Origin of the sequence: Corynebacterium sp., assembly GCF_012838985.1 — a bacterium.
GTDB lineage: Bacteria > Actinomycetota > Actinomycetes > Mycobacteriales > Mycobacteriaceae > Corynebacterium.
In genome coordinates this window covers 1-12,086 of the sequence record NZ_DUOE01000007.1, presented here as the reverse complement: position 1 = coordinate 12,086, position 12,086 = coordinate 1, and the positions used below count along the sequence as shown (strand labels likewise).

Here is a 12,086-nt window from a genome sequence, read left to right as displayed (position 1 = left end):
TCCTCGGGGGAGACGAGCGTGAGCCAGCGGGCGCCGTCGCCGACCGGAATGTCGTGCCGGACGCGGAATCCGAGGGTGTCGACGTAGAAGTCCCGCGCCTTCTGCTGATCCTCGACGTAGATGCTGGTGATGTTGATGCGCATGTCCCGATCCTATGCGCCTAGACTGGGACACCGAATCTTTCAGGAACTCAGAGGAGGAACCATGGCGGTCAAGGTGGGAGTGCTCGGTGCGAAGGGCCGTGTCGGCTCGGCGGTGTGCGAGGGCGTCAACGAGGCGGAGGGCCTCGAGCTCGTCGCACAGGTCGACCAGGACGATGATCTGCAGATGCTTCTCGACGCCGGCGCGGAGGTCGTCGTCGACTTCACCACCCCGGGTTCCGTGATGGGCAACCTGGAGTTCTGCATCGCCAACGGCATCCACGCGGTGGTGGGCACCACCGGTTTCGACGAGGAGCGCCTCGCCCAGGTCCGTGAGTGGTGCGCGGCGGAGGGCGCGGGCAACGTGCTCATCGCCCCGAACTTCGCGATCTCCGCGGTGCTGGCCATGGCCTTCGCCCGGCAGGCCGCCCCCTTCTTCGACTCCGCCGAGGTCGTCGAGTACCACCACCCCTACAAGCTGGACGCCCCCTCCGGTACCGCGATCCACACGGCGCAGGGCATCGCCGAGGCGCGCAAGGAGGCCGGCCTGGGCCCGATCCCGGACGCCACCGAGCAGACCCTCGAGGGAGCCCGCGGCGCTGACGTCGACGGCGTGCGTGTCCACGGCGTGCGCATGACCGGCATGGTCGCCCACGAGGACATCATCTTCGGCGCGCAGGGCCAGTCCCTGACCATCCGCCAGGACTCCTACGACCGCACCTCCTTCGTGCCGGGTGTGCTCCTCGGTGTCCGCGAGGTGGCCAACCATGACGGCCTGACCGTGGGACTCGACAGCTACCTGGGGATGTAGGCAGTGGCCAAGCCCGTCGACCTGGACGTCCAGCTCATCGCGGCCACGCAGTTCACCCCGCCCGCCGGCGTGGACTGGGAGGCCGATGAATCCGCCACCGGCGCCGAGGCGCTCGTCGAGTTCGCGGGCCGCGCCTGCTACGAGACCTTCGACAAACCCAACCCGCGCACCGCGGCCAACGACGCCTACCTCCGCCACATCATGGAGGTCGGGCACACCGCACTTCTCGAGCACGCCACCGCGACGCTCTACATCCGCGGCATCTCCCGCTCAGCCACCCACGAGCTGGTCCGCCACCGGCACTTCAGCTTCTCGCAGCTCTCCCAGCGTTTCGTCCACACCGACGAGGCCGAGGTCGTGCTGCCGAAGCTCATCTCCGACGACCCGGAGCTCGCCCGCATGATGCTCCGCGCCGTCGACGAGTCGCGCTTCATCTACCAGGAGCTTCTCGACGCCCTCGAGGACAAGCTCTCCGAGGAGCCCAACGCCCTGCTCCGCAAGAAGCAGGCGCGGCAGGCCGCCCGCGCGGTGCTGCCGAACGCCACGGAGTCACGCATCGTCGTCACCGGCAACTACCGGGCGTGGCGCCACTTCATCGGGGCCCGGGCCACCGAACACGCGGACGTCGAGATCCGTGCCCTGGCGGTCGCGTGCCTCCGCCTCCTCGCGGAGCAGTCCCCGGTGCTCTTCGCCGACTTCCAGATCTCCACCCTCTCCGACGGCACCGAGATGGCCGTCAGCCCCTACGCCACAGACTTCTGACCTGCCGGGGATTCCCCAGGCGGAAAGGTAAACAGGTAACCTTGAACACCATGAGTACAGGTATGACTTCGAAGACCGGGGTCGAGGACTTCGGTACCGTCTGCGTCGCCATGGTCACCCCCTTCGACCGGGACGGCGCCCTTGACCTTGAGGCCGGCCGCCGTATCGCGGCCCACCTCGTCGACAACGGTCTGGACGCCCTCGTGCTCGCGGGCACGACCGGTGAGTCCCCGACCACCACGGTCGACGAGAAGATCAGCCTGCTCAAGGCTGTGAAGGAGGAGGTCGGCGACCGGGCCAAGCTCATCGCCGGTGCCGGCACCAACGACACCGCCTCCTCCATCGAGCTGGCACGCGCCTCCGCAGAGGCCGGCGCCGACGCCCTGCTCGTGGTCACCCCCTACTACTCGAAGCCGAGCCAGGAGGGTGTCTACCAGCACTTCAAGGCCGTCGCCGGGGCCACTGACCTGCCGATCATGCTCTACGACATCCCGCCGCGCTCCTCGATCCCGATCGAGGGGGAGACCATCCGCCGACTCGCGGAGCTGCCCACCATTCGTGCGGTGAAGGATGCAAAGGGTAACATGGCCGAGTCTGCACCGCTCATGCATGAGACCGGTCTCGCCTGGTACTCGGGCGATGATCCGCTGAACGTCCCGTGGCTGTCTCTCGGCGCCTCGGGATTCGTTTCCGTGGTCGGCCATGCCGCACCCCAGGCTCTGCGTGAGCTGTACACAAGTTTCGAGGAAGGCGACCTCGCCCGTGCGCGGGAAATCAACGCCACTGTTCTTTCACCGCTGATCGCCGCTCAGGGTCGCCTGGGTGGTGTCAGCATGGCCAAGGCTGCCCTGCGTCTGCAGGGCATTGAGGTGGGGGACCCGCGTCTGCCTGTCGTCGCTCCCGACGAGCAGGAGATTGAGGCCCTCCGCCGTGACATGGAAAAGGCTGGAGTCCTTTAAATATGACTGAATCCCGTAATCGTGCCCGGAAGGTTACCCGCAAGGCGGGCCCGCCGGAGACCGAGAGCACTGGTGCATCCCCGGTTTTCCAGGCACCGACCCCGGAAACGAACGGAAGCGGCGCATCCGCCGAGAAGAAGACCACCGAACGGAAGTCCCAGGAGACCGACAACGCCCCGCGGGGCGACGGTAACCGCTCCCGTAACGGTGGCGGCGGCCGTGGAGGCCGCGGTGGCCGTGGTGGCCGCGGCCAGGGCGGTCAGGGCGGTCAGGGTGGCCAGCAGGGTGGACGGGGACGTCGTAACGTCGTCAAGTCCATGCAGGGCGCTGACCTGACCCGTCGTCTGCCGGAGCCGCCGAAGGCCCCGCGCAACGGCCTGCGCATCTACGCGCTGGGCGGTATCTCGGAGATCGGCCGCAACATGACGGTCTTCGAGTACAACAACCGTCTGCTCATCGTCGACTGCGGCGTGCTCTTCCCGTCCTCGGGTGAGCCGGGCGTCGACCTGATCCTGCCGGACTTCGGTCCGATCGAGAAGCACCTCGACCGCGTTGACGCGCTCGTGGTCACCCACGGCCATGAGGACCACATCGGTGCCATCCCGTGGCTGCTCAAGCTGCGCCCGGACATCCCGATCCTGGCCTCCCGCTTCACCCTCGCGCTCATCGCGGCGAAGTGCAAGGAGCACCGCCTGCGTCCGAAGCTCATCGAGGTCAACGAGCAGTCCAACGAGAACCGCGGTCCGTTCAACATCCGTTTCTGGGCCGTCAACCACTCGATCCCGGACTGCCTGGGCCTGGCCATCAAGACCGGCGCCGGTCTGGTCATCCACACCGGTGACATCAAGCTGGACCAGACCCCGACCGACGGTCGTCCGACCGACCTGCCGGCCCTGTCCCGCTTCGGCGACGAGGGCGTCGACCTCATGCTGTGCGACTCCACCAACGCCACGACCCCGGGTGTCTCCGGGTCCGAGGCCGATGTGGCGCCGACGCTCAAGCGTCTGGTCGCGGATGCCCGCCAGCGGGTCATCCTCGCGTCCTTCGCCTCCAACGTCTACCGTGTGCAGGCCGCCGTCGACGCCGCCGTGGCCGCCGGCCGCAAGGTCGCGTTCAACGGCCGCTCGATGATCCGCAACATGGAGATCGCCGAGAAGATGGGCTACCTCAAGGCCCCACGCGGCACGATCGTGTCCATGGACGACGCCTCGAAGATGGCGCCGCACAAGGTCATGCTCATCACCACCGGTACCCAGGGTGAGCCGATGGCCGCCCTGTCCCGCATGGCCCGTCGTGAGCACCGTCAGATCACCGTCCGTGACGGCGACCTGATCATCCTGTCCTCCTCGCTCGTCCCGGGCAACGAGGAGGCCGTGTTCGGTGTCATCAACATGCTCGCCCAGATCGGCGCGACCGTGATCACCGGCAAGGACGCCAAGGTCCACACCTCCGGTCACGGCTACGCCGGCGAGCTGCTGTTCCTCTACAACGCGGCCCGCCCGAAGAACGCCATGCCGGTCCACGGCGAGTGGCGTCACCTGCGTGCGAACAAGGAGCTGGCCATCGCGACCGGCACCGAGCGTGACCGCGTCGTGCTGGCCCAGAACGGTGTCGTCGTCGACCTGGTCGACGGCCGCGCCCAGGTGGTCGGCCAGATCCCGGTCGGTAACCTGTACGTCGACGGCACCACCATGGGTGAGGTCGACGCCGATGTCCTGGCGGACCGCACGAGCCTCGGCTCCGGCGGCCTGATCTCCATCACCGCGGTCATCGACAACCGTACGGGCCGTCTCATGGAGTCCCCGACCGTCGAGACGAAGGGCTTCACCGAGGACGACCGCGCCATGACCCCGGAGGTCAAGGAGCTGGCGGAGACCGTCCTCAACGACCTGGCCGCGGAGGGCGAGAACAACCCGTACCGCATGGTCCAGCAGCTGCGTCGCCGCATCTCCCGTTTCGTGGAGCAGAAGTGGCGTCGTGAGCCGATGATCCTGCCGACGGTGGTCCCGATGACCTCCGACATCGACAGCACCATCGACGACGACCAGATCAGGGCCTCGGCACGCCCGTCGCTCTAATCCCGTTCGTCACATGCACCCCGGCACTATGCTGGGGTGCATGTCTTTTTCCAGCACCGAACGTGCCCGCCTGGCCGCCCTCCTCCTCGAGCTCGGCCCCGACGCCCCGACGCTGTGCGAGGGGTGGACCACCCGGGATCTCGCGGTGCACCTGTACCTCCGCGAGAACAACCTGCCGGCGGCGCTCGGCATGTTCGTGCCCGCGCTGGCCGGCCGTCTGGCCAGGGCGAGTGCGCGGGCGGGGGAGCGTGACTATGAGGATCTCGTCCGGGACTGGGCGGAGGGGCCGGGGCGGTTGAACCCGGTGCGGCTCGTCGACAAGCAGATGAACACCGCGGAACACTTCGTCCACCATGAGGACGTGCGCCGCGGTGACGGGGTGGCGCGGCCGCGTGAGTTCAGTGCGGTGGTGAAGGAGCAGCTGCACGGGATCCTCAGGATGCTGGCGCCGCGTCTGCTCCGCCGCAGTCTCTCGCCGGTGATCCTCCATCCGACGGGGCTGCCGCGGATCGTCGCGGCGGATGAGCGTGGCGTGAGCCTCGACGGCGAGAATGTGGTGCGCGTGTCGGGCTCCGTGGGGGAGCTTCTGCTGTGGGTCTACGGGCGCGATGCGGTCGAGGTGCTTATCGACGGCACCGCCTCCGACGTCCGCCGATCAGGGCTGTGAACTTGACTGTTTCATAGCGGAAGTTTTACCTGAGTCCGGTGTGGCTGATGTGAATAGTGTGGTTTGAGCAACTACAGTGGGGGCCATGTCTGTACGAAGCTCGGCATCCCGCACCCAGAAGGGGACCAGGAAGGACCGCACCCGGCCCTCAGGACGCAGCTCCTCGAAGGCCGCACCACCGGCCCCCCAGACCTCTGCGTTCCGCGCTGCTGAGACCTCCGACGAGAGGACCGGCAGCGCTTTCCGTGCGGTCGGAGGGGGACTGAGCTCCCTCGCCCGCGGCATGGGCAACCTCACCCGCAGCGCCACCCGCCGCCGGGAGGAGCCCGCCGACACCGCACCCGTGAAGAACTCCCGCGCCACCACGGAGCCGGAGGAGGAACGCGAACCCGCCGACATGGACGGCATCGCCCTGACGATCCTCGGACTGGCGGCCGTGCTCGGCGCCTCCGTGTGGCTCGACATCGCCGGCCCCATCGGCGCGGCCATCTCCCACGGCGCGCACCTGGTCATCGGCGCCGGCGCGCTCATCCTGCCGGTCGCGCTCATCGCCCTGGCCATCGCCCTGATGGTCGGCGTCGAGCAGCGCCCCGGCGACCGCGGGCGGATCGCCCTGGGCACCGGGCTCATCGTCGTGTCGATGCTCGGCCTGGTGCACCTGTTCGCCGGTGACCCGCAGACCTGGGAGGGCCGCCTCATCGCCGGCGGTGCGATCGGCGCATGGACCGGCGGCACCCTCGCCATGGGTTTCAGCTCCTACGTCGCGGTGCCGCTGCTGATCCTGGTGATCATCTACGGCGCCCTCAAGGTCACGGGCATCACCACCCGGCAGGCCTTCGACTACGCCGGGGAACTCATCCGCGACTTCCGCTGGCCGGGCGCGGAGCACGACGACCTCGGCGCCGACGAGGATGATGACCTCTACGGCTACGCCGACGACGACATCGAGGACCTCGCCGAGGGCCGCGAACGTCGCCCCCGACCGGCGCGTGCTGCACGGGCGGCACGGACCACGCGGACGTCGCGAAGCCCCATGGACAACTACCCGGTCGAGGAACCGGAGGATGACCCCGGCGAGGAGTTCGAGCACGACACCCAGCACACGCTCTTCGACACGCCCGTCACCCGCGCCGACACCGATGAGTTCCCGGCCGTGTCCGAGGACGCCGTCGCCGCCTCGCGCGAGCAGATGCGCCGGGCCATTGTCGCCCGTTCCGGAATCGACGCCGGGGCCGTCCCCGCCACGACGCCGAAGTCGGAGCTCGTCGACGAGCCCGCCCCGGCGCCGCGCCAGCCGGAGACCACCAGCGACTACCGTCTGCCGAGCACCGACCTGCTCATCGACGGCGAGCGCCCCAAGACCCGCACCGAGACCAACGACCGGATGATCGAGGCGATCACCGAGGTCTTCCACGAGTTCAACGTCGACGCCACCGTCACCGGCTTCTCCCGCGGCCCGACCGTCACCCGCTACGAGGTGGAGCTGGGCCCGGGCGTCAAGGTCTCCAAGATCACGAACCTGCAGTCCAACCTGGCGTACGCCGTGGCCACGGACAACGTCCGTCTGCTCACCCCGATCCCGGGCAAGTCGCTCGTCGGCATCGAGGTGCCCAACACCGACCGTGAGATGGTCCGCCTGGCGGACGTGCTCAACGCACCCGCGACCCGCGGCAACCACGACCCCATGCTCATCGGCCTGGGCAAGGACATCGAGGGCGACTTCATCTCGCACTCCGTGCAGAAGATGCCGCACCTGCTGGTCGCCGGTTCCACCGGCTCCGGTAAGTCCGCGTTCATCAACTCCATGCTCGTGTCGCTGCTCACCCGCGCGACCCCGGAGGAGGTGCGCCTCATCCTCGTCGACCCGAAGATGGTGGAGCTCACCCCCTACGAGGGCATCCCGCACCTGATCACCCCGATCATCACGCAGCCGAAGAAGGCGTCCGCCGCCCTGCAGTGGCTGGTCGAGGAGATGGAGCAGCGCTACATGGACATGAAGTCCGCGCGCGTGCGCCACATCAAGGACTTCAACCGCAAGATCAAGGCCGGCGAGATCGAGACCCCGCCGGGCTCGCAGCGCGAGTACCGCGCGTACCCGTACATCATCTGCGTCGTCGACGAGCTCGCCGATCTCATGATGACCGCGCCGAAGGAGATCGAGGACTCCATCGTCCGCATCACCCAGAAGGCGCGTGCCGCCGGCATCCACCTCGTCCTGGCCACCCAGCGCCCGTCCGTCGACGTGGTCACCGGTCTGATCAAGACGAACGTGCCCTCGCGCCTGGCCTTCGCCACGTCCTCGCTCACCGACTCCCGCGTCATCCTCGACCAGGCCGGCGCGGAGAAGCTCATCGGCATGGGTGACGCCCTGTTCATCCCGCAGGGCGCCGGCAAGCCGCAGCGACTCCAGGGTGCCTTCGTCACCGACGAGGAGATCCAGGGCGTCGTCGAGGCCGCCAAGGCCCAGGCCCAGCCCAACTACACCGAGGGCGTCACCGAGGACAAGACCACCGACGCCAAGCGGGAGATCGACGAGGACATCGGCAAGGACATGGACGACCTCCTCGAGGCCGTCGAGCTCGTCGTCACCTCGCAGCTGGGCTCCACCTCCATGCTGCAGCGCAAGCTGCGCATCGGCTTCGCCAAGGCCGGCCGCCTCATGGACCTCATGGAGACCCGCGGCGTCGTCGGCCCCTCCGAGGGGTCCAAGGCCCGTGACGTGCTGGTCAAGCCCGAGGAGCTGGAGACGATCATCTGGATGATCAAGGGCGCCGACCCTGCCGAGGCCCCCAAGGAGGCGGGCTGGGAGGACGGGGCCGCCGACGGCGACCCCGCTGACACCGGCGACGTCACCGTCGTGCAGGCGGATCCGCCGCGCGGGGTCTTCTGAGCAGGTGCCTGACGACGCGCCCACCCACCCGCGCCCGGGTGGGTGGCACCCTGCCCGGCGGTGGAGGCACCTGCGGCGGCGGCACCCACCCGCGCCCGGGTGGGTGGCACTCTCTGCGCGTGTATAGTGAACGCGCATGGAGGGGAGTACCCCCTAAGCGTCACTGATCGTCAACACGGTTCCCGTGGAGGAACCCGGTCGTGTCGGCCTCACCCCGTCAGGTGGGGGAGACCTCCGGTCCTTTATGCAACCCTGAGAGACCGGAGGCTCACGCTGTGACAGTTCCCCTGTGGATCTGGATCGCCACCATCGTGGTGATCCTCGGATTCTTCATCTTCGACTTCTACTCCCACGTACGCACCCCGCATGAGCCGACCATCAGGGAATCGGCCACGTGGTCCGCGTTCTACGTCGGCCTGGCGCTGCTGTTCGGTGTGTTCGTCTACTTCATGTGGGACCACCGGCACGGCATGGAGTACTTCACCGGTTACGTGACGGAGAAGGCGCTGAGCGTGGACAACCTCTTCGTCTTCGCGCTCATCATGGGCGCCTTCAAGATCCCGCGGAAGTACCAGCAGAAGGTGCTGCTCATCGGCATCGTCCTGGCGCTGTTCTTCCGTCTGCTGTTCATCCTGGCGGGTGCCGCGCTCATCTCCGCCTGGTCGGACGTGTTCTACCTCTTCGCCATCTTCCTGCTGTGGACCGCGGTGAAGCTGCTCTGGGATGAGATCACCGACGCCCCCGAGACCGACCCGAACGACATGAAGATCATCACGTGGCTGCGCAAGGTCGTGCCGGTCACCCCGGGTTACGACGGCGACAAGCTCACCACGAAGTACCGCGGCAGGTTCGCCCTCACCCCGCTGTTCGTGGCGCTGGTGGCCATCGGCCTGGTCGACGTCATGTTCGCCTTCGACTCCATCCCGGCGATCTACGGCATCACCACTGAGGCGTACCTGGTGTTCACCACCAACGCGTTCTCCCTCATGGGTCTGCGTCAGATGTACTTCCTGCTCGACGGCCTGCTCGACCGCCTGGTCTACCTGCCCTACGGCCTGGGTCTCATCCTGGCGTTCATCGGCGGAAAGCTCATGCTGCACGCCCTGCACGAGAACAACCTGCCGTTCATCAACGGCGGTGAGGACGTCGCGGTCCCGGAGATCCCGACGGAGGCCTCGCTGCTGGTCATCGTGGGCGTGCTCACGGTCACGGTCCTCGCGTCCATCTGGCGCAACAAGTGGGAGGAGGCGCAGGGTGCCATCGACATCCGCGTCCGCCCCGAGGAGTGGGGCCACGAGCTCACCGACGAGGAGAAGTACTCCACCGGCCACCTCGACCTGCCGGCCGACCGGCCCGGCTCTGCGAACGGGTCCACGAAGCTCAGCGACCTGGGCGAGAAGTAGCGCAGGACGAACAGAACCCCCGGCACCGTCTGGTGCCGGGGGTTCTGCCGTGCGTGGGATCTAGCACTCGTCGGTCGGGGAGCGGAACACGTTGAGCACGGGCTTCCACTCGCGGACCACACGACCGGTGAGCGCACCCTCGCGGGTGAACGGGTCGTTGTCCATCAGCTTCTCCGCGTCACGCAGGGTGGCGGTGTCCGACATCCGGATGACGATGAGAGCGCCACCCTGCCCGTCGATGTAGGGGCCGGAGCCGACGAGGCGGTCGGTCTCGGCGAGCGTGGCCAGCCAGGCGCGGTGCTCGGGGCGCAGGCGCACGATCTCCTCGGCGCCGTCGGGGTACTGGTAGTGGACTGCGAAGTACTTCATGTCGTCCGATTCTACGCCGGGGCTGACAGGTAGGGTGAGTGACGTGACTGCACCAACGCCGACCGAGCCGACCGAGCCGACAGAACCGGCCCAGCCCAGCAACTTCAACCTCCCCAATGTGTTGACGAGCCTGCGCATCCTGGTCATCCCGCTGTTCCTCTGGCTCCTCCTCACGGGCCAGATGTGGTGGGCCTTCGGCGTCTTCGTCGCCCTCATGATCACCGACAAACTCGACGGTGACATCGCCCGTGCCCGCAACCTGGTGACGGACTTCGGCAAGATCGCCGACCCCATCGCCGACAAGGCGCTCATCACCGCGGCCCTCGTGGGCCTCAACATCACCGGTGTGCTGCCCGTCTGGGTGACCGTGGTCATCCTGGTGCGTGAGTTCGGCATCACCCTGTGGCGCATGGTCATGCTGCGCCGCGGCCTGGTTGTCCCCGCCTCGAAGGGCGGCAAGATCAAGACGACGCTGCAGGCCCTCGCGATCGCCCTGTACCTCATACCGCTGCCCGGGTGGATGGACCTGCCGACGTGGATCGTCATGCTCGCGGCCGTCGCCGTCACCGTGTTCACCGGTGCGCAGTACCTGTGGGACTCGAGGAAGCAGTGACCCTCGTCGAGGTTCTCCGCCGCCGCGGGCTCACCGTCGCCTTCTGTGAGTCCCTGACCGCGGGGCTGGCCGCCGCGACGCTGGCGGACACCCCGGGGGCGTCGGCGGTGCTGCGGGGTGGTCTCATCACCTACGCCACCGACCTGAAGTACTCGCTCGCCGGCGTGCCGGAGGGGGCGGACCCGGTGGCGGAGGGGACCGCCGCCGCGATGGCGCGCGGGGCGCGGGAGCGCTGCGGGGCGGACTGGGGGGTGTCCCTGACCGGGGTCGCCGGCCCCGATGCGCAGGGGGAACACCCGGTGGGTGAGGTGTGGATCGGGTACGCGGGGGAGGCGGGCGTCGACACGCAGCGCCTGCAGCTCCGTGGCACCCGACGTGACATCCGTGAACAGGCCGTGAATGCTGCATTGACGGGACTTGCCTCCCGCGTGGAACAATCCGGGTCACCCGGACGTTAGAAGGAGTAATGGTTACCACCGCTGTACTTGATACCCCGATCGTCACCACCCGACGCACACCCGAACCACTGCTGCGGGAGGCACTCGGTGCCGCCCTGCGCGCCTTCCGGGCGGACCAGGGAATCACCCTCCGGGAACTCGCCGAAACGGCGCGGGTCTCCCCGGGTTACCTCTCCGAACTGGAACGCGGCCGCAAGGAGGTCTCCAGTGAGCTGCTGGCCTCCGTGTGCCATGCACTGGGCACCTCTGTCGCCGATGTCCTCATCGAGGCCGCCGGCTCCATGGCGCTCCATTCCGTGGCGGAGGAACTGGCCTCCGAATCACTGCACGCCTAACCGACGGTCCACACCCCACTCCGCTACCATGGTGGCGTAAAACGTTGAACAATAATCAGGAAGGCCCGAACCGACATGGCTAACCCCTTCGTCAAGGCATGGAAGTATCTCATGGCGCTGTTCGACTCGAAGATCGAGGAGAACGCCGACCCGAAGGTGCAGATTCAGCAGGCCATCGAGGATGCCCAGCGTCAGCACCAGGAGCTGTCGCAGCAGGCCGCCGCCGTCATCGGCAACCAGCGTCAGCTGGAGATGCAGCTGAACCGTCGTCTCGGTGAGATCGAGAAGCTCCAGGCCAACACCCGTCAGGCGCTGCAGCTGGCCGACAAGGCCCGCGCCGAGGGCGACGAGAAGAAGGCCGTGGAGTACGAGAACGCCGCCGAGGCCTTCGCCGCGCAGCTGGTCACCGCGGAGCAGTCCGTCGAGGACACCAAGCAGCTCCACGACCAGGCCCTGCAGCAGGCCGACCAGGCTAAGCAGGCCGTCGAGCGCAACGCCATGGCCCTGCAGCAGAAGGTCGCCGAGCGCACCAAGCTGCTCTCCCAGCTGGAGCAGGCCAAGATGCAGGAGAAGGTCTCCGAGTCCCTGCAGTCCATGAACG

13 protein-coding genes are annotated in these 12,086 nt (G+C 67.8%); 11 read left to right on the top strand and 2 right to left on the bottom strand.

Annotated elements, in window-relative coordinates; genetic code table 11:
• On the bottom strand, nucleotides 1–143 hold a 143-nt coding region (locus GXZ33_RS00295), incomplete at its 3' end, for a VOC family protein (protein ID WP_291338873.1).
• A 61-nt stretch (nucleotides 144–204) separates the two neighbouring features.
• Between GXZ33_RS00295 and dapB the strand changes: the two genes are divergently transcribed.
• The 7 genes from dapB (at nucleotide 205) to GXZ33_RS00260 (ending at nucleotide 9,710) form a co-directional block, all read left to right on the top strand.
• Nucleotides 205–951, top strand: coding sequence for a 4-hydroxy-tetrahydrodipicolinate reductase (dapB, locus tag GXZ33_RS00290; RefSeq protein ID WP_291338872.1), 747 nt, complete (start codon nucleotides 205–207; stop codon nucleotides 949–951).
• Between the two features lie 3 nt (nucleotides 952–954).
• Complete coding sequence (thyX, locus tag GXZ33_RS00285; protein ID WP_291338871.1) at nucleotides 955–1,713, top strand: FAD-dependent thymidylate synthase; 759 nt, start codon at nucleotides 955–957, stop codon at nucleotides 1,711–1,713.
• A 50-nt stretch (nucleotides 1,714–1,763) separates the two neighbouring features.
• Nucleotides 1,764–2,672 (top strand): 4-hydroxy-tetrahydrodipicolinate synthase, encoded by a 909-nt coding sequence (gene dapA, locus GXZ33_RS00280; RefSeq protein WP_291338870.1) that lies wholly within the window; start codon nucleotides 1,764–1,766, stop codon nucleotides 2,670–2,672.
• Between the two features lie 2 nt (nucleotides 2,673–2,674).
• A complete protein-coding gene (locus GXZ33_RS00275; protein ID WP_291338869.1) occupies nucleotides 2,675–4,750 on the top strand; it encodes a ribonuclease J in 2,076 nt (691 codons plus the stop codon).
• Between the two features lie 40 nt (nucleotides 4,751–4,790).
• A complete protein-coding gene (locus tag GXZ33_RS00270) occupies nucleotides 4,791–5,417 on the top strand; it encodes a TIGR03085 family metal-binding protein (RefSeq protein ID WP_291338868.1) in 627 nt (208 codons plus the stop codon).
• An 85-nt stretch (nucleotides 5,418–5,502) separates the two neighbouring features.
• Complete coding sequence (locus GXZ33_RS00265; protein ID WP_291338867.1) at nucleotides 5,503–8,307, top strand: DNA translocase FtsK; 2,805 nt, start codon at nucleotides 5,503–5,505, stop codon at nucleotides 8,305–8,307.
• A gap of 275 nt (nucleotides 8,308–8,582) precedes the next feature.
• The gene (locus tag GXZ33_RS00260; RefSeq protein ID WP_291338866.1) at nucleotides 8,583–9,710 is read left to right on the top strand and encodes a TerC family protein; all 1,128 of its coding nucleotides are present in this window, start codon (nucleotides 8,583–8,585) and stop codon (nucleotides 9,708–9,710) included.
• 60 nt (nucleotides 9,711–9,770) lie between these two features.
• Here GXZ33_RS00260 and GXZ33_RS00255 read toward each other — a convergent pair whose 3' ends face one another.
• Complete coding sequence (locus GXZ33_RS00255; RefSeq protein ID WP_291338865.1) at nucleotides 9,771–10,079, bottom strand: YciI family protein; 309 nt, start codon at nucleotides 10,077–10,079, stop codon at nucleotides 9,771–9,773.
• A 43-nt stretch (nucleotides 10,080–10,122) separates the two neighbouring features.
• Here GXZ33_RS00255 and pgsA point away from each other — a divergent pair, with 43 nt between their 5' ends.
• From pgsA to GXZ33_RS00235, 4 genes are all read left to right on the top strand, one after another.
• The gene (gene pgsA, locus GXZ33_RS00250) at nucleotides 10,123–10,692 is read left to right on the top strand and encodes a CDP-diacylglycerol--glycerol-3-phosphate 3-phosphatidyltransferase (protein ID WP_291338864.1); all 570 of its coding nucleotides are present in this window, start codon (nucleotides 10,123–10,125) and stop codon (nucleotides 10,690–10,692) included.
• Nucleotides 10,689–11,150, top strand: a complete 462-nt coding sequence (locus GXZ33_RS00245) for a CinA family protein (protein ID WP_291338863.1) — start codon at nucleotides 10,689–10,691, stop codon at nucleotides 11,148–11,150. Before pgsA ends, GXZ33_RS00245 begins: the two co-directional genes overlap by 4 nt.
• A gap of 8 nt (nucleotides 11,151–11,158) precedes the next feature.
• Entirely contained in the window at nucleotides 11,159–11,485 is a 327-nt protein-coding gene (locus tag GXZ33_RS00240; protein WP_291338862.1) for a helix-turn-helix transcriptional regulator, read from the top strand.
• Between the two features lie 75 nt (nucleotides 11,486–11,560).
• The coding region (locus GXZ33_RS00235) for a PspA/IM30 family protein (RefSeq protein WP_291338861.1) at nucleotides 11,561–12,086 on the top strand (526 nt) is incomplete at its 3' end.